Below are 16,935 nucleotides of genomic sequence, written 5' to 3'. Positions count from 1 at the left end.
GAAAAACAAGCACCTGCATTTTTCCCGTTCAACTCCATCTCAAAAGATCATCTTCGCCTGTCAGGCGAATCAGTAATAATCATGTATATCACGGGGTTACATGTTCCTCACCTCAGCCCCTATATAAATCCGGTCTCCGGCAATGCCTACCGGCCTTTTCAGGAAAGAATACTCTTCCAGTATGAGGCCGCGGTAATCTTTTTCTGTGAGGTCCTTCTCGTGGAGCCCCATAGGCCTGTATTTCTGTGACCTGCGGCTGAAAAGGGCCTCATAGCTGCCAGACAGGGCATGCATCTCGTCCAGCTGTTCGGGCGTGATCTTTTCCGTTTTGATATCCTGCAACTCAATCCCTCTTTCTTTGGCTTTTATTTCCTCCAGAATTTTTTTGCAGGTATTGCAGGTCGACAAATGATATATCTTATTCATATGCTACTATATTTTCCAGGTTTAAAAATACAATCTGAACGTATATTGTGGTACTATCTTAATTTTGTGCATTCAAATTAATTCTTGTAGGTTTAGTGATGCAAAAGAAATTATTTTTACTGGACGCTATGGCCTTGATTTACAGGGCTTACTACGCGTTGATCAGAAATCCCAGGCTTACCAGTACCGGTCGCAATACCAATGCCCAATTTGGTTTTACTACCACCTTGCTGGACCTTATCAATAAGGAAAAACCTACCCATCTGGCCGTTGCGTTTGACACGCATGCGCCCACCGAACGCCATACCACTTTCACCGACTATAAAGCCAATCGTGAAGATGCTCCGGAAGATCTGCTGGAGGCCCTCCCTGATATAAAACGGATCATTGAAGGATTTAATATCCCGGTGGTGGAACTTGACGGGTATGAAGCCGACGATGTGATCGGTACACTCGCCTGGCAGGCCGCTGACGCTGGTTATACCGTATACATGGTAACACCCGATAAAGACTATGGCCAGCTGGTGAAAGAAAACGTATTCATCTACAAACCGCCATACATGGGCAGCAAGGAAGAAATTCTCGGCCCGAAAGAAGTGTGCGAAAAATGGCAGATCAAAGACGTACACCAGGTAATCGATATTCTCGGCCTGATGGGCGATGCGGTAGACAATATCCCTGGTATTGCCGGCGTGGGTGAAAAAACAGCCATGAAACTGCTGGCGCAGTACGAAACATTGGAAAACGTACTGGCCAATGCAGACGCTATCGGCGGCAAGATGGCAGAGAAAATTAAAGCCGGCCGCGAAAACGCCCTGCTGTCCAAAGAACTGGCCACTATCATCACCAATGTGCCGGTTACCTTCCATGAAGAAGATTTTTCCCTGACCGGTATTCATAAAGAAAAACTCACCGAGATATTTACCGAACTGGAATTTAAATCCCTCGGTAAAAGAGTGCTCGGAGATGGTTTTGCTATGACCGGCGGTACACCCGAGCCGGGCAAGGCAAAAGTCGTACAGACCGATCTCTTTGGCCAGGCCGTGGAAACAGCAGTGGCGGAAGAACCCGCCGAAGCGGCCACCTTCCTCGCACCCGACAAAAACATCCATAATACGCCGCACAATTATGTGCTGATAGATACCCCGGAAAAACGGGCAGCCCTGCTGGCGGACCTTTTGCAGCAAAAAGAAATCGCCTTTGACACCGAAACAACCGGTACCGATGCCAATGAAGCTGACATCGTGGGCATGAGCTTCGCCTACAAAAATGCCGAAGCCTACTACATTCCCTTGCCGGCCGATTATGAAGCAGCCCGCGCTATCCTGCATGAGTTCAAATCCCTGTTTGAACATCCGTCAATCACGCTGGTAGGACAGAACATCAAATACGATATGCTGGTACTGAAATGGTACGGACTGGAAGTGACTACACCGCTGTTCGATACCATGCTGGCCCATTACCTCATAGAGCCGGAAGGCCGCAGAAGCATGGACGCACTGAGCGCCCAATACCTGCAATACGAACCGGTAGCCATCGAAACACTGATCGGCAAAAAAGGAAAAGGGCAGGGTAGTATGCGGGATGTGGAAGTGGAAAAAATCAAGGAATATGCCGCCGAAGATGCAGACATCACCCTGCAACTGAAACATACCTTCCAGCCCATGCTGCCGGAAAAAGCAGTGGAGAATGTATTTTACGATGTGGAAAACCCACTGGTGAAAGTACTGACCGATATGGAGTTTGAGGGCGTGCGTATTGATACCCTGGCCCTGGCCGATTACTCCCGTGAACTGGAAATTGAAATAAAACGCGCCGAAGAAAGCGTATATGAACAAGCCGGCGTAAGGTTCAAACTGGCTTCCCCCAAACAACTGGGTGAGGTATTGTTTGAAAAACTTCAGCTGGACCCCAAGGCAAAGAAGACCAGGACTGGTCAATATGCTACCGGTGAAGACGTACTGCAGAAGCTGGCCAACAAACACAAGATCGTGGATGACATCCTGATTTTCCGCGAACTGAGCAAATTGAAATCAACTTACGTAGATGCGTTGCCGTTAATGATCAACAAACGGACCAACCGCGTACATACCTCCTATAATCAGGCTGTAGCAGTAACCGGCCGTCTGAGCTCCAACAATCCCAACCTTCAGAATATTCCTATCCGCACAGACAGAGGACGGGAAGTGAGAAAGGCTTTTGTGCCCCGCAATGAGGAGTTTGTGCTGCTATCTGCCGACTATTCCCAGATCGAACTGCGCATCATTGCGGCCATTGCCCAGGATGAGCAAATGATGGATGCTTTCCGTCAGAAAATAGACATTCATGCGGCCACTGCGGCAAAAGTGTACAACGTTCCGTTGGACGCTGTGACCGCAGATATGCGCCGGAATGCAAAAAGCGTCAATTTCGGTATCATTTATGGCGTGAGCGCTTTCGGCCTGTCTGAAAACCTGGGTATCGCCAGAAGCGAAGCCAAAACACTGATCGATAACTATTTTGCGCAGTATACGTCCATCAAAAAATACATGGACGATCAGGTAAAATTTGCGCAGACTAACGGCTACGTACAAACGAAATTGGGACGTAAAAGATGGCTGAAAGACATCAATTCTTCCAATGCCGTAGTGCGTGGTTATGCGGAAAGGAACGCGATCAATATGCCTATCCAGGGCACGGCCGCTGACATGATCAAACTGGCCATGATCGCGATACACAAGGCGTTTAAAGAAAGGAACCTGAAATCCAGGATGATCCTGCAGGTGCATGACGAGTTGGTTTTTGACGCCCATCGTTCAGAATTAGACATTATTAAACCCCTGATATTAGATTGTATGCGTAATGCACTGCCATTGGACGTTCCCGTTGAAGCTGAAATGGGAATCGGTGAAAACTGGCTGCAGGCGCACTAATTTAATTTGCACATTTTTTCATTTTGATATTTAATTATTGCACGCGGAAGAAGCCGTTTACCCCCGGCATTCCCAATAATTAAATATCAAAATGAAAAAATACCAAATGGTTGTATTTCCCAAAACAGTTTACTAGTTTCAGAACATGATCCAAACTCCTCGACTACAATTGTTGCCTTGCACATTGCAACATTTTGAGTCGCTATTACAGGGCAATGATACACTGGCCGAACTTCTTGGAATTGCGGTTCCGGAAGGATGGACAGAATATCCCGAAATGGTGCTGGTAGCATATGATAAATTACGCAACGACCCTTCCATGCTGGGATGGTTTTTTTACCTCGTTATTCACCGGGAAGATAAACGCCTGATAGGCGCCGGCGGATTCAAAGGAAAACCCAATCACCAGGGGCTCGTTGAGATGGGCTATGAAATTACTGCAGATTATCGTGAACAGGGCCTCGGCTCTGAAATGGCACAAGCACTCGTACGCTTCGCCTTCGGACACTCGTACGTACAAAAAGTAATCGCCCATACCGAAGAAGAATATAACGCCTCCGTTAAAATATTGCAAAAATCCGGAATGCGATTTGTCGGCGCCGTTAAAAACAAGGAAAATGAAGATCTCTGGGAATGGGAGATCACGAGAGAACAGTACCAGGAACAACAAAATACTGTACAAAAACCGTAGCAAAGCTCCGCTCATCCATCTTTTTCAGGGATGAATACCCCGATTCCCTTATTTTTGGCCCTTGTCTAAAACCTGTCTTACAACATGAAGAAATGGATGATCAGCGCTGCCATGCTGTGCAGTACTGCTGTATTTGCGCAAACAAGCACCAATGTGGAAGGTAGCCGTTACCAGTTTTCCGTTATTAAAAATATGGACGCAGGAGATGTACAAAACCAGGGCCGTACCGGTACCTGCTGGTCCTTCTCCGGCCTCTCTTTTTTTGAATCTGAACTGCTCCGCAATGGTAAAGGCAAAGGCCTCAACCTGAGCGAAATGTTCGTTGTACGTAAAATGTACCCGCTGAAAGCGGCCAACTACGTAAGAATGCATGGTAAAGCCAATTTCGGCGAAGGCGGCGGATTCCCTGACGACCTGCTGTGCCTCCGTGAATACGGACTGGTACCACAAAGCGTTTATGATGGCAACAAAGGTAAAATGTACAACCACGCCGAAATGGAAAACCTTGCAGAAGGTTTGGTAAAAACCATCGGCAACGCCAATGGTACCATCAACCCGGACTGGCAAAAAGCATTTAATGGCGTACTGAATGCTTACATGGGCGAAGCTCCCGAAAAATTCCAGTATAACGGTAAATCCTACACGCCGCAGTCCTTCGCTAAAGAACTGGGCCTCAACGCTGACGACTATGTACTGATCTCTTCTTTCACCCATCATCCATACAACAGCCAGTTCGTACTGGAAGTACCGGACAACTGGAACTGGGAAAATGTATACAACGTAACCCTGGAGGATTTCACCCGCATCGCGGAAACTGCCGTTACCAACGGCTACACCCTCGCATGGGCCGCTGACGTAAGCGAAAAAGGCTTCAACTTCAAAGAAGGCCTCGCCATCGTACCAGACAAAGACTGGTCTGACATGTCCGCAGAGGAAAAGAAAAACATGTTCCTCGAACCGGTAAAGGAAAAAACCATTACCCCTGAGGTACGCCAGCTCGCCTTCGATAATTACGAAACACAGGACGACCATGGCATGCACATCGTTGGTATCGTAAAAGACCAGAACGGGAACAAATATTTCCGCGTGAAAAACTCCTGGGGCACCGAGAATTTCGGTCAGGGTTATTTCTACGCCTCTATGCCATATTTCGCTTATAAAACCACCAGCTTCATGGTGAACAAAAAAGCGCTGCCGACTGATATCGCAAAAAAATTAAAACTCTAATAAGCCGGGCAAACAGCACCCGTCGATAACATAAAAAAGACCGCCTCGCTAGGAGCGAGGCGGTCTTTTTTTATACCCGGGACGAAGGGAAAATCTATGCTATAACGTTTCGCCAAGGCAGTAAAAATAGCCTTCAAATCAGGCAAATTTCCCCTGAAAACCACATTTTTTGATCGCGTCAATTTATTTGACACGGTCAAATAAAAATATTTGATTATGTCAAATAATTATTTATAAAATATTGTTTAACAATTTCTTGATTAATGTTTTCCTTCCTGTTGTTGGGTCAACTGATAACTTCCCAGCCTTAATTTCACTGGAATCCCGGTCTGTTTCTGCCAGGTCCATTCTTTTTTACAGAAGAAGCCAAAATGCTGGTCATAATACGCATGGCTGGCCATCATATATACGGGGTAAGCAGGAAGGGGAGACGGGGCCTGGTTATTCAATGAGGGGAGGGGCAACCCGGACGGTTTGCCCTCTTTCGTAAAAGTACCGAAAGACACATACCGGGTAGTTTTTGCTGTATCAGGAAAAAGGTGGCGGCGGGCAAAGGATGCCTGCGATGGTATCTTTTCAGACGCCATCTGGGCCAGTAACGTTACAGGCCCCATTATCAGACAACTCATTATCCACCATTTCATCTTCATAAAATATCATCAGCTAATCGCTTCATAACTACCGATGCCTTCACGTACCAATTCAGGCTCCGGACCGGTACAATCCACCACCGTGGAAAAACCTATTCCACCGGGCCCGCCATCCACCACAATATCCACTACCTTACCGAATTTCTCATAAATGATCTCAGGGTCCGTATATTCTTCCACGTAGTGGTCAACGGGCAGCGTAGTACTCATCAGCGGATTACCCAATTCATGTACGATCGTCCGGCAAATATTATTGTCCGGCACCCTGATACCAACCGTGTCCTTTTTTGTCTTTAACAACTTCGGCACCATCTTGCTGGCAGGCAGGATAAAAGTGTATGGACCAGGCAGCGCTTTCTTCAACATCCTGAATACCGGCGTGTCCACACTTTTAGCATAGTCCGACAGGTGGCTCAGGTCATAACAGATAAATGAAAATTGCGCCTTTTTAGGATCGATCTGTTTAATACGGGCAATGCGTTCTATCGCCTTATGCTGGGTAATATCACAGCCCAACCCGTAAACGGTATCGGTAGGATAGATAATGATTCCTCCATCCTTCAGACATTCGATGATCGTTTTTACATGGCGGGGATTCGGATTCTCGGGGTGCACATTTAACAGCATAGTATCATAGATTAAGTGAAAGTAACAACGATGACAACATGTGCAACAACCGTGCTGCTAGTGTAAAATTACCAAATTAAATCCTCACTGTAACATAATATGCAATTCGTAATTCATAATTCCACAATTACTTCCTATCTTTCAGCCCGATTTTTCCAAACCTACGCGGAATGAAGTTAAAAGGCATTGTCCCCAGAACGTGGAGGAGATTAAAGCGGATATTGCTGGTCCTGTTTGTCGCACAATTTGTATATATCATCCTGTTACGATGGGTCAATCCACCTATCACCATTACTATGATCTCCAGCTGGTTCAGCCTCTGGGGTACCGATAAACACCTTCAAAAATCCTGGGTCAGCTACGACGAAATATCCCAGCACGCTAAACTGGCCGTCATCGCCAGTGAAGACCAGCTGTTCCCCGACCACGACGGCTTCGACTATAAGTCGATCGAAAAGGCCATGAAACACAACGAAGCCAGCAAAAAGATAAGAGGAGCCAGTACCATCAGCCAGCAGGTGGCGAAAAACGTATTCCTATGGCAGGGCCGCAGCTGGGTACGCAAGGGCCTGGAAGTATACTTCACTTTTATGATCGAAAAAATCTGGGGCAAACAGCGGATACTGGAAGTATACCTGAACGTGGCCCAGACAGGCGACGGTATCTTCGGTGTTGAAGCTGCCTCACAGGCATACTATCATAAAAACGCCGCTAGTCTTAACCGGGAAGAAGCTGCCATGATAGCGGCCTGTCTTCCTAATCCGGTTAAGTATACGGTCAACCCGCCGGCCAGGATCACCGCCTGGAGACAGCGGAAAATTCTGATACAAATGCGCAATCTGGCGCCTGACCCGGATATTATGGAACTCGTTTCCGGTGTGAAGAATACTACTCCGCCAACAGGCGACTCACAGCCTCAATAGCCAGCGTCTCCCGCTGTTCATAACTACCTCGTATATCCGTCCAGGTTACACCTGACTGCATCACGATATCCCGATACACCTGGTAGAAATACTGGCGCATCTCCGGGTCTGGGTATTCGCGCTGGGGATCTTCTTCCCAGGGAAGATCAACATAGGTAAGCAGGTAATGATCACACCGCTGATTCGCAATAGCGCTAAGGATACGGGGATCGCAGTCCTGGTATTTATGCTCGCTCCATACTTTTATCACATACAGATCAGTATCACATATCAGCAGGTCATTGGCTTTGGCCTCCGCTTTCTGTTCCACGATCATCTGTCCGTAGGCGATGTTCAGCAGATCTTCCTGTTCATAGGGACCTTCGAGGCTGTCCAGGTATTGCCTGGCAAACTCCGGCGCCCAGACAGTATCGAAATGCGCTGCCAGCTTGGCGCTGAGCGTGCTTTTGCCTGTAGATTCAGGCCCTATGACTACTACTTTTTTCATGAATGGGAAGTTTCCTGTTGCAGCACAGCCTTACGCCAGCTGAAATATCCGAAGATAGCAATGATAAACAAAAAGATGGTCAACAGTGCGGTCAGGTACAGGTGTTTGTAGAACAACAACGGCACTGCCACAAAATTGGAGATATTCAACAATATCCAGTTTTCCACTTTCCGTTTGGCTAACAGCCACATGCCACCACAAGCCGTTGCAGAAATGAAGGCGTCCATCACCGGCACATTGGAGTCGGAGAAGTTTATCAGCAGCACATAAAAAACGGCCCATCCTGCCAGAGCGATGAAGATCGCCGTAGCCAGCTCCCGGGAGCTGCTACGGCTGATCTTCACTTCCGGTTTGGCCGGGCCCTGCCGGGCCCAGTATAACCATCCGTAAACGCTCATCACCAGGTAATAGGCGTTAAGCGTGGCGTCTGCATAGAGTTTGAAGTGTTCTCTCGAAAGAAGATAGGTATAGATGCCGGTACTGATAATACCGGTGGGATATACCAGTATATTATTTTTCTTCTGAAAGATGACCGACAATACGGCAAACAGTACTGCAATAGCTTCCAGCCATGTCATTCCATGCAAGCCGTTTTGCAGTCCCGTTACAAATTCATTCATACAACAAATGTAAGTATTGCAGTTGATGGATTATTTTTTTCGTGTACCCGTCAACGTGCCAGATACGTCCCAGAAGCTCTGGCTGGTACCGGCCGGAGCGCCCTGCGGGATAGCCACCTTAATAGTATGCAGTCCCGGGCCAAGATCAGGCAGGGAAATGAATACCGGTGAAGTGAGCGTGCCCGGGCACCAGTTGGAGCGGCTCAGGTCTGAGGAAGACAGTCCATTGCCGAAGTTGCCGGATGCGGGGTTAGACAGGCGGTAAGTACCACAGTCTGTACGCCACGGAATGAAATGATACACTCTTTTTCCATCAACGAATATTTCATTCTGTTTAGGATTGAACTCATCGCCGCCACCCCAGCCACCGTGGCCGGTAGTGATGTAACGCAGCTGAAGGTTGTGAACTCCTTCGGGAATATTGACAGTCACGGTCAGGGAATCCTTATCGAAGAGGGTAGGGTATTCCTGTCCGGCCATTTCCATCAGGTTGGTCGTATTAAAGATAGGGTAGATCCAATCCGGCTTGTTGCTGTTGTCGTCTTCATCATCACCGGGATAGTATTTGAAGCGCAGGCTTACTTTATGGCCGCCTTTATCGTAGTTGCCGATGTAAACGCCCAGCCATACCTCGCCCTGCAGACGGTTTTGCAGTTCGGTGATATCCTGTTTGTACATCACAGAATCGGCCCAGTGGTATCCTTTGATTTTCACCTGGTCATTGAAGTGATGTACACCGAAAGGAGTGAAAAAGCGTATTACTTCCAGCGCGGGAAGATAATTGTCAGTAGCTACCATGCCCTGGTATTGTTTGCCGTTTTTGGCGGTGAATACCGGCAGGGCGGCAGCGCCTTTGCGAAGGCCGTCCAGGAAAGAAGATGCTTTATCTGTAGGGACCATGAATACAGAACCGGTACGGTCATAGGCGTCACCGTTAGAATACTGTACCAGTTCAGCGAACATGGTTTCCCCTTTTTTGGGTGCGGGCAGTTTTACTTTCTTTAGGATGACAGTGCCGCCGGCGTAGCGGTAAGTCACACCTGGCTGGTCATCCGCGGGGTTCGCGATATTGTTGCCCCAGCTGATTTGTTCCTGATCAAATACCGGCAAGGTAGTATAGCGGCTTTCGATCACTTCCCGCATATAGGCGGCATCGTCCACCTGTTGGCCCAGTTGTGCCGGCCATGCCAGTTCTGCCGGGGTAATTTTGCGGTAATCGATTTTTTTGGCGATCGTTTCGCTGTTGCCGTTGCGGACTACTTTAAGCACCAGTCCGATTCCTGGCGCAATTGTCAGGTTAGGCGTGCCTTTGAGGGCAAGCTGGTTAGTATACCATACTTCAATGGTGTTGGAGCGGATAAAGAGTTTGGCTTTCTTGCATACCAGTCCGAGGATGGTATCCGTACCGGGCAGCAGTTCCGGTTGTACATATTCCGCGAAGGGTTTCTTTAGCGTGCAGATATTCCCGTTAGGAGTGCCAAGTACCTGTAGGGTGGCTTTTTCGCCCAGTTCCAGGTATTGCTGTTCTTTCGCTGCGGGGCCACCGGGAACAATATGTGCCCTGTTGTGGTCTATGAACAGTTGCAGGCCGTTGCCTACATCTTTTCCGTTGCTGCGCATCCCGTAGGTAATCACGGCGGCGGCGCTGTCGGTGTTTTTTTTCTTCTGTGCCAGTACCGGCTGGGCTGCAATGGCCATGCCGGTCAACAAAACCAGTAATCCTTTCATTGTCGCTATATCTATCTTAAAAAAATAAAAAAGCACAGCCACTAAGACTGTGCTTTCATTTAACACTATCATTCACTCAACTATGGCTTATTCGGCTTCTGCCACAACTTCCTTCACTTCCGGTATCATACGCTTCATCATGCCTTCGATGCCGGCTTTCAGCGTAATCATGGAAGAGGGGCAGCCTGAACAGGAACCCTGTAACATCAGTGTAACCGTACCGGCTTCGTAGTTTTTGAACTGAATGGCGCCGCCATCCATTTCTACCGCAGGTTTCACGTAGTTTTCGAGCAATTCCTTGATTCTTTTTACCACATCGCTGTCATCTGCGCTAACGGTGTTGCTGGCGGTGTCTTTAGTCACTACCACTTCATCTTCGTTGATAACAGGGCGGTTATCCTCCAGGTATTCCTTCAGGAAGGCTTTTACGGTGGGGATTATATCGTTCCAGTCTGTTTCGCTGGTTTTGGTAAGCGTAATGAAATTGGCCATAATAAACACGCCCCTGATGAAAGGGAAGCTGAACAGTTCTATTGCCAATGGAGATGGTTTAGCGCTGGCCTCATCCGGAAAATCGATGCTCTTGCCGGGATACAACAGTTTGTTGGCTACAAACTTCATTGTTTCCGGATTGGGCGTCATTTCCGTATATATGCTGATGATCGGATTTCCTGTTTTAATCATTTTATCCTAATTTACCTGACAAAGGTAGCACTTTCCGGGCAGAATTTTAGTCCGCGAAAGGGGAAACCTCATCGAATTTTACAATAACGTTATAAGCGGCAACAATATCTCCCCTAACGCCGTCTTCCCTACATTAAATTAAAAATTAAGGTCATGTTACTGAAAGAACTTTCTCCCAAAATCCAGGCTGCGCTCAACCAACAGGTGGAAATGGAAGCTGCCTCCTCCCAGTATTACCTTGCGATGGCTTCCTGGGCCGAAGTACAGGGGTATAACGGTACCGCACAGTTCCTCTACCGCCATTCCGATGAAGAGCGGATACATATGCTGAAGCTGGTGAAATTCATCAACGAAAGAGGCGGTCATGGCCTCGTGCCCGCGCTGAGGCAGCCCGAACACAAGTTTGCGGACATCCATGCCGTTTTTGAGCATGTATACAGCCATGAACTGGCCGTTTCCAGGGAAATCAATAACCTGGTAGATCTGTGCCTGTTAGAGAAAGACTACTCCACCCATAATTTCATGCAGTGGTATGTAACCGAACAGATCGAAGAAGAAAAAATGGCCCGCAATATCCTTGATAAACTGAAACTGATCGGGGAGGATAAAGGCGGCCTGTATATCTTCGACCGCGACCTGGCAAACCTCGATACGGCCGACAGGCACTAATATTATTAAATTTTACATTTATTTTTCTCAGGCGGCTTAGTACTTTTGCAGCATATGCAGACAATCAAAACGCTGAAAGCACGCAAAAGGATCGCCCTGATCGCACACGACCACAAAAAGGCCGAGCTGATAGAATGGGCAACCTATAACAAAACGGTATTGAGCCGCCATGAACTGTACGCTACCGGCACCACCGGCAAACTGATTGAAGAAGCGCTGGACGTTTCCGTCAGAAAATTGCTGAGCGGCCCCCTGGGTGGCGACCAGCAGATTGGCGCCCTCGTTGCGGAAGGCGCGCTGGACGTGATCATCTTCTTCTGGGACCCGATGGAAGCCCTGCCGCACGATCCGGATATCAAAGCCCTCCTGCGGCTCGGTGTAGTGTGGAACATTCCTGTGGCCTGTAACCGCGCTTCGGCCGACTTCCTGCTGACATCCCCGCTGATGCACCAGGACTATGAAGTGATCCTGCCAGACTATACCCAGTACCTGCAACGGAAAGTCTAGTCCCGCCTTTAAATTCCCCGTTTTTTATGCCCTGCAGCTATGCTGCGCCGGGAAATTTCCGTACTTTAATAGAAAGCTTCGGGAATGAGACCGTTTTTTTCCATTTTATTAACCATCCTCACTATCCACCTTCAGTGCCTGGCACAGGACAGCAGCAAAGTATCGCAGGACTCCACCACCAACGCACAGCTCATTGCCACCACCCGGCTGCTCCGGGAAAGCGACTCCCTGATCAAGGCAGATGCCGCAGCCAAAGCCACACTGGAAGCACAAATCCTGCAACTCAGCAACAGCAGCAACCAGCGGAAAAAAGAACTGGAACAGCAACTCTCCAATATTGAGCAGACCGACTCCCTGAAGAAAGCCCGGCAACGGGAACGCATACGCCAGATGAAAGCCATCTCCCAGGGAATCCCGGTAGCCCCCTTCGGCGATACCTTGTTTCGTGTATATAATAAACTAGGCCCGTTCAAACCCAGCGACCGCGCTGCCAATATCTCCCGTAAACTGCAACTGATAGAAAAAGACCCATTCTATTCACCGGACTCCATCACCGTAGTACCCAACGAAAACAACGTAGACGTGGTGTACAACGACCTGATCATTCAGACCATCACAGATGACGATGCGCTCTGGCTGGACCAGGACAAGGCACAAGTGGCCACCGAATATGCGGCCATCATCCGCAAAGCCATCAAGGAACAAAAGACACAGCACAGTGTTCAGTACATCCTGGTACGCCTTGGCTGGCTGGCATTGATACTGGTTGTGCTGGGCATTATCATATTCGGCATCAACCGGTTGTTCAGGGCCCTCCGCAAAAGGCTCGTCCGCGAAAAAGACCGGTACCTCAAAGGCGTAAAACTAAAGAACTACGCCCTGCTCAATCAACAGAAACAACTTGGCATCATTTACAGTGCACTCGGTATTGCCCGTATTATACTCATCCTGTTAGTCCTGTACCTCACCCTGCCGTTAGTTTTCGGCGTCTTCCCGTGGACCAAAGGCATCGCCGACAAACTGATTGACTGGACTTTATCACCCATCAAAGCAATACTACAGGGCATATTCCACTATCTGCCCAAACTGCTTACCATCCTTGTCATATACGTGGTAACGCGGCTGCTCGTCAAACTGGTCAACTATCTCGCCAGTGAAATAGCCTGCGGCAACCTGAAGATAAACGGCTTTTATACAGACTGGGCCCTGCCTACGGCCAGCGGCATCAAGTTCCTGCTCTATGCGTTTATGTTTGTTGTCATCTTCCCTTATCTGCCCGGGTCGGACTCCAAAGTGTTCCAGGGCGTGTCCGTTTTTCTCGGTATTCTTTTCTCCCTGGGGTCATCATCCGCGATCTCCAATGTAGTGGCGGGTTTCGTGATCACCTACATGCGACCCTTTAAAATAGGGGACCGTATCCGGCTGGGAGAGATCACCGGCGATGTGATAGAAAAGAACCTGTTGGTAACCCGGTTACGCACCACCAAAAACGAAGAGATTACCGTACCCAACGCCAGCATCCTCAATGGGCATACGGTTAATTTCACCTCTTCCAGCAAAGACCTCGGACTGATTTTACACACAACCGTCACCATTGGATATGACGTTCCGTGGAAACAGGTGCATGAGCTGCTGGTCCGTGCTGCGCTGGCCACGGAAGGTATTCAGAAAAACCGTGAGCCGTTTGTATTACAGACCGCGCTCAACGATTTTTCTGTTGCCTATGAAATCAATGCCTATACCGAAGAATCTCATCGGATGAATGAAATCTATTCCCGGCTGAACCAGCAGATACAGGACCATTTCAACGAAGCCGGTGTAGAGATCATGTCACCGCAATACCATGCGCACCGTGATGGGAACGCCTCTACCATTCCTCCTTCCTATATGCCAGGAAATTATGAACCTCCGGCCTTTAAAGTAAAAGTGGACAATAAGCCATAAGAATCATATAATTAAGCAAGAAAACAGGCTTCCTTTTTGCTATTTTCGCATCTTACGGTTTAAAGTAAGGCAGATGTTGAAGCAGTTATTAGCCGGTGTGGCCCTTTGTATGGGCCTCACACAACAGGCATGGGCGCAGTTACCGCCCAAAAGGGAAATGCGCGGAGTATGGATCGCTACGGTAGAAAATATTGACTGGCCTTCCAGACGCGGCTTACCTACGGAACAACAAAAACAGGAGTTTATCGATCTGCTCAATCAGATGCAGCGCAATGGCATGAATACCGTCGTGGCCCAGGTACGTCCTGCGACTGACGCGTTTTATGCTTCCCCATACGAGCCCTGGTCCGAATACCTGACCGGCACACAGGGACAGGCGCCGAACCCTTACTATGACCCCCTTCAATTCATGATTGAAGAAACCCATAAGCGGGGTATGGAATTTCACGCCTGGTTCAACCCCTACAGAGCCGTATTCAACGTAGGCCGCAGCAGCGTGGCCGCCAATCATATCACCCGCCTGAAACCACAATGGTTCCTCACTTACGATAATAAAAAATATTTCGATCCGGGTGTTCCGGAAGTACGGAACTATGTGACCATGGTCGTGCGGGACGTAGTGAAAAGATATGACATCGATGCCGTACACTTCGACGACTATTTTTATCCTTATCGTGTGCCAGGCAAAGAATTTCCGGACAACGTTTCCTACCGCCTGTATGGCAACGGAATGATGAAAGACGACTGGCGCAGGGCCAATGTGGATGCCATCATTGAAATGCTCAGTGTAGCTATCAAAGCAGAAAAACCATGGGTGAAATTCGGTATCAGTCCCTTCGGCGTGTGGCGCGACCGCAGCAAGGATCCTGAAGGGTCTTATACTCATGGCGGCATGACCAACTATGATGATCTGTACGCTGATATTTTAAAATGGCTGAAAAAAGGCTGGATAGATTACGCAGCGCCGCAATTGTATTGGGAACGCGGCCACCGTCTGGCTGATTACGAGGTATTGCTCAACTGGTGGAGCCAGCATGGTTATGGCCGGCAGATATACATCGGGCATGGCGTGTACCGCCTCGGCAGCAACCCCGCCTGGAAAAATCCCCGGGAACTGCCCATGCAGATTGAAGAGTCCCGGACACTTAATACCATACAGGGCAGCATCTTCTACAGCGCCAAATCTTTCCGCGGCAACCCGCTGGGCATTGAAGACTCGCTGCGCAACCACTACTACAAATACCCGGCGTTACGCCCGGTAATGCCATGGCTGCCTAATACCACACCTGATCCACCATACTTCATCGATGCTTTCGAAAGACCCGGTGGACTGGAGATCCACTGGACCGATGACGATACCAGTGGCCGCACCAAACAATATGTGCTGTACCGTTTTGAGGCCAATGAGCCGGTTAACGCCACCGACCCTACGAAAATTCTGGCCATCCTGCCGCAGGCATCTGATCCGGAATACAAGGACCAGACTTATGTAAAAGGCAAGACCTACACATACATAGTCACCGCGCTGGACCGGCTTCAGAACGAGAGCGTGCTCAGCGAACCATTACGGATGGAAATCAAAAACGGCAAAACAACGTTTATCTTTGAATAGACCCGGAACGGGCGCATGTATTAGAAAATAAATGCGCCCGTTTCCATGTCGATCGCAGTGGCGTCAGGACTTACTTTCAGGGCAGGAAATGCATCAGTGCTGACCATATGCCCACTGCCGGATGCCACCATTGCCCCCAGCACACCTCCCAATACCGCACCCACTACTGCCGACCGGCTACGGTCTCGGCTATCTTTAAGATAATGGGAAAGCACATACCCATAATTCCACCGTTCCAGCTGAATCAGCTTTCCGTCCAGATAACGAAACACGTTTCCGTCTTTCACGATAGCCCAGCAAGACCTCACCCGCCCTTTCCGGCCATCCGCCGTTGTACCGATGATATCAGCCCATTCATATTCGTATTCGCCTTTTTTAATTTCAAACTGTGTGAGGGCAGGGGCATTATTCCGAAACTCCTCAATGTTTTGATACACACCGTCCTTCATTTGCGGCGCTGTTAATGCCGGCACTTGTCTTTTTTGCAGATGATGCTGAATAATATCGGATTTGGTAAGAGCCGCATCGGATTTTTCCGGTGCTTTCTGCAGCAGTTCCATAAAAGCATTGGCAATAAACTGGTGGTGTTTCTTTGTTAGCTCGATACCTCTGTTCAGCTTGGCCTCATCCATGGCATAAAGCCGTTTGTAGGACTGTCCGTCTGCAGAGCCATAAGCAGTGGCCTTTAAGCGGATAAACGCTTTTTCGCCCACTCCGCCGGGCTGTTCTCCAATCCGCAGATCATCTACTACCCATAACAGTTTTATACCATCCGCCGTATACAGGTGGGCAAAAGCATTTTCAACAAATTCAGACAGATAGGCCGTCATTTCTTTATCTGGAGTGGCCGGCATCCAGCGGGAGCCCAGTGAAATGAAACCCAGGTGTGCAGTGTCCCAGGTGGCGTTTACCACTTCAATGCCACTGATTTTTAGCGGCAGTTTGTCGGCGGTCAGCAGCTGTTCTTTTCCCAGTGTGATTTTTCCTTTGCTCAAATCGATCTGCTTTTGCGATTTTGTTGGAGCTGCCTCATCAGTGGGGTATTGAGCCACGGCGGTCATCGTAAAACCGGTTAACAATACAGAAAGTAACAAGGCTTGTTTTGTTGACATCTTATATTATATATGAATGATAGATATAGGTTACTGTATATGATAATGCCCGCGAAATTAATCAAAACCCTGTACTACCACAGGTTGCCTCAGCGTTCGACTATTTTGGTCCCCCT

General features: G+C 48.6%; 16 protein-coding genes. 8 read left to right on the top strand and 8 right to left on the bottom strand.

Going from position 1 to position 16,935, the window contains the following annotated elements; translation table 11 throughout:
- Positions 1–96: 96 nt before the first annotated feature.
- Positions 97–426: an arsenate reductase family protein gene (locus tag HHL17_RS03250; RefSeq protein ID WP_169223354.1), complete on the bottom strand. Its 330-nt coding sequence runs from the start codon at positions 424–426 to the stop codon at positions 97–99.
- A gap of 98 nt (positions 427–524) precedes the next feature.
- Between HHL17_RS03250 and polA the strand changes: the two genes are divergently transcribed.
- The 3 genes from polA (at position 525) to HHL17_RS03235 (ending at position 5,256) form a co-directional block, all read left to right on the top strand.
- Positions 525–3,338: a DNA polymerase I gene (gene polA, locus HHL17_RS03245; RefSeq protein ID WP_169223353.1), complete on the top strand. Its 2,814-nt coding sequence runs from the start codon at positions 525–527 to the stop codon at positions 3,336–3,338.
- Between the two features lie 145 nt (positions 3,339–3,483).
- Entirely contained in the window at positions 3,484–4,029 is a 546-nt protein-coding gene (locus tag HHL17_RS03240) for a GNAT family N-acetyltransferase (protein WP_169223352.1), read from the top strand.
- An 84-nt stretch (positions 4,030–4,113) separates the two neighbouring features.
- Positions 4,114–5,256 carry a C1 family peptidase gene (locus tag HHL17_RS03235; protein ID WP_169223351.1) on the top strand — a complete coding sequence of 381 codons (1,143 nt, stop codon included), beginning with the start codon at positions 4,114–4,116 and terminating at the stop codon, positions 5,254–5,256.
- Positions 5,257–5,516: 260 nt separating this feature from the next.
- Here the strand turns inward: HHL17_RS03235 and HHL17_RS03230 are convergent, their stop codons facing one another.
- Positions 5,517–5,885 carry a hypothetical protein gene (locus tag HHL17_RS03230; protein ID WP_169223350.1) on the bottom strand — a complete coding sequence of 123 codons (369 nt, stop codon included), beginning with the start codon at positions 5,883–5,885 and terminating at the stop codon, positions 5,517–5,519.
- Between the two features lie 30 nt (positions 5,886–5,915).
- On the bottom strand, positions 5,916–6,533 hold the full coding sequence (locus HHL17_RS03225) for an L-threonylcarbamoyladenylate synthase (protein WP_169223349.1): 618 nt from the start codon (positions 6,531–6,533) through the stop codon (positions 5,916–5,918).
- Between the two features lie 170 nt (positions 6,534–6,703).
- On the opposite strand from HHL17_RS03225, the gene mtgA reads away from it, so the two are divergent.
- Complete coding sequence (gene mtgA, locus HHL17_RS03220) at positions 6,704–7,456, top strand: monofunctional biosynthetic peptidoglycan transglycosylase (protein WP_169223348.1); 753 nt, start codon at positions 6,704–6,706, stop codon at positions 7,454–7,456.
- Here the strand turns inward: mtgA and HHL17_RS03215 are convergent.
- The 4 genes from HHL17_RS03215 to HHL17_RS03200 all read right to left on the bottom strand — a co-directional run bounded on the left by HHL17_RS03215 (position 7,422) and on the right by HHL17_RS03200 (position 10,975).
- Entirely contained in the window at positions 7,422–7,943 is a 522-nt protein-coding gene (locus HHL17_RS03215; RefSeq protein WP_169223347.1) for an AAA family ATPase, read from the bottom strand. The two genes, mtgA and HHL17_RS03215, sit on opposite strands and share 35 nt — an antisense overlap.
- On the bottom strand, positions 7,940–8,563 hold the full coding sequence (gene pnuC, locus HHL17_RS03210) for a nicotinamide riboside transporter PnuC (RefSeq protein WP_169223346.1): 624 nt from the start codon (positions 8,561–8,563) through the stop codon (positions 7,940–7,942). Before pnuC ends, HHL17_RS03215 begins: the two co-directional genes overlap by 4 nt.
- A 30-nt stretch (positions 8,564–8,593) precedes the next feature.
- Positions 8,594–10,291, bottom strand: a complete 1,698-nt coding sequence (locus tag HHL17_RS03205; RefSeq protein ID WP_240975074.1) for a PNGase F N-terminal domain-containing protein — start codon at positions 10,289–10,291, stop codon at positions 8,594–8,596.
- Positions 10,292–10,378: 87 nt separating this feature from the next.
- On the bottom strand, positions 10,379–10,975 hold the full coding sequence (locus HHL17_RS03200; RefSeq protein ID WP_078669665.1) for a NifU family protein: 597 nt from the start codon (positions 10,973–10,975) through the stop codon (positions 10,379–10,381).
- A gap of 153 nt (positions 10,976–11,128) precedes the next feature.
- Between HHL17_RS03200 and HHL17_RS03195 the strand changes: the two genes are divergently transcribed.
- The 4 genes from HHL17_RS03195 (at position 11,129) to HHL17_RS03180 (ending at position 15,707) form a co-directional block, all read left to right on the top strand.
- Positions 11,129–11,644: a ferritin gene (locus HHL17_RS03195; RefSeq protein ID WP_169223345.1), complete on the top strand. Its 516-nt coding sequence runs from the start codon at positions 11,129–11,131 to the stop codon at positions 11,642–11,644.
- Positions 11,645–11,698: 54 nt separating this feature from the next.
- On the top strand, positions 11,699–12,151 hold the full coding sequence (locus HHL17_RS03190; protein WP_169223344.1) for a methylglyoxal synthase: 453 nt from the start codon (positions 11,699–11,701) through the stop codon (positions 12,149–12,151).
- 84 nt (positions 12,152–12,235) lie between these two features.
- A complete protein-coding gene (locus tag HHL17_RS03185) occupies positions 12,236–14,095 on the top strand; it encodes a mechanosensitive ion channel family protein (RefSeq protein ID WP_169223343.1) in 1,860 nt (619 codons plus the stop codon).
- A gap of 73 nt (positions 14,096–14,168) precedes the next feature.
- Positions 14,169–15,707 carry a glycoside hydrolase family 10 protein gene (locus tag HHL17_RS03180; protein WP_169223342.1) on the top strand — a complete coding sequence of 513 codons (1,539 nt, stop codon included), beginning with the start codon at positions 14,169–14,171 and terminating at the stop codon, positions 15,705–15,707.
- Positions 15,708–15,727: 20 nt separating this feature from the next.
- Here the strand turns inward: HHL17_RS03180 and HHL17_RS03175 are convergent, their stop codons facing one another.
- Positions 15,728–16,819, bottom strand: coding sequence for a hypothetical protein (locus tag HHL17_RS03175; RefSeq protein WP_169223341.1), 1,092 nt, complete (start codon positions 16,817–16,819; stop codon positions 15,728–15,730).
- Between the last annotated feature and the right edge of the window lie 116 nt (positions 16,820–16,935).

This window comes from Chitinophaga fulva, from assembly GCF_012927205.1.
Lineage (GTDB): Bacteria > Bacteroidota > Bacteroidia > Chitinophagales > Chitinophagaceae > Chitinophaga > Chitinophaga fulva.
Note: the sequence above shows the minus strand (reverse complement) of the source record. Positions and strands in the feature narration are given on the sequence as shown.

Excerpts from the sequence above, each read along its gene's own strand:
- HHL17_RS03225 (WP_169223349.1), bottom strand. The coding sequence starts at position 6,533 with ATGCTGTTAAATGTGCACCCCGAGAATCCGAATCCCCGCCATGTAAAA.
- HHL17_RS03195 (WP_169223345.1), top strand. The coding sequence starts at position 11,129 with ATGTTACTGAAAGAACTTTCTCCCAAAATCCAGGCTGCGCTCAACCAA.
- HHL17_RS03215 (WP_169223347.1), bottom strand. The coding sequence starts at position 7,943 with ATGAAAAAAGTAGTAGTCATAGGGCCTGAATCTACAGGCAAAAGCACG.
- HHL17_RS03175 (WP_169223341.1), bottom strand. The coding sequence starts at position 16,819 with ATGTCAACAAAACAAGCCTTGTTACTTTCTGTATTGTTAACCGGTTTT.
- HHL17_RS03240 (WP_169223352.1), top strand. The coding sequence starts at position 3,484 with ATGATCCAAACTCCTCGACTACAATTGTTGCCTTGCACATTGCAACAT.
- mtgA (WP_169223348.1), top strand. The coding sequence starts at position 6,704 with ATGAAGTTAAAAGGCATTGTCCCCAGAACGTGGAGGAGATTAAAGCGG.
- HHL17_RS03180 (WP_169223342.1), top strand. The coding sequence starts at position 14,169 with ATGTTGAAGCAGTTATTAGCCGGTGTGGCCCTTTGTATGGGCCTCACA.
- HHL17_RS03230 (WP_169223350.1), bottom strand. The coding sequence starts at position 5,885 with ATGAGTTGTCTGATAATGGGGCCTGTAACGTTACTGGCCCAGATGGCG.
- HHL17_RS03200 (WP_078669665.1), bottom strand. The coding sequence starts at position 10,975 with ATGATTAAAACAGGAAATCCGATCATCAGCATATATACGGAAATGACG.
- HHL17_RS03235 (WP_169223351.1), top strand. The coding sequence starts at position 4,114 with ATGAAGAAATGGATGATCAGCGCTGCCATGCTGTGCAGTACTGCTGTA.
- polA (WP_169223353.1), top strand. The coding sequence starts at position 525 with ATGCAAAAGAAATTATTTTTACTGGACGCTATGGCCTTGATTTACAGG.
- HHL17_RS03205 (WP_240975074.1), bottom strand. The coding sequence starts at position 10,291 with ATGAAAGGATTACTGGTTTTGTTGACCGGCATGGCCATTGCAGCCCAG.
- pnuC (WP_169223346.1), bottom strand. The coding sequence starts at position 8,563 with ATGAATGAATTTGTAACGGGACTGCAAAACGGCTTGCATGGAATGACA.
- HHL17_RS03185 (WP_169223343.1), top strand. The coding sequence starts at position 12,236 with ATGAGACCGTTTTTTTCCATTTTATTAACCATCCTCACTATCCACCTT.
- HHL17_RS03250 (WP_169223354.1), bottom strand. The coding sequence starts at position 426 with ATGAATAAGATATATCATTTGTCGACCTGCAATACCTGCAAAAAAATT.
- HHL17_RS03190 (WP_169223344.1), top strand. The coding sequence starts at position 11,699 with ATGCAGACAATCAAAACGCTGAAAGCACGCAAAAGGATCGCCCTGATC.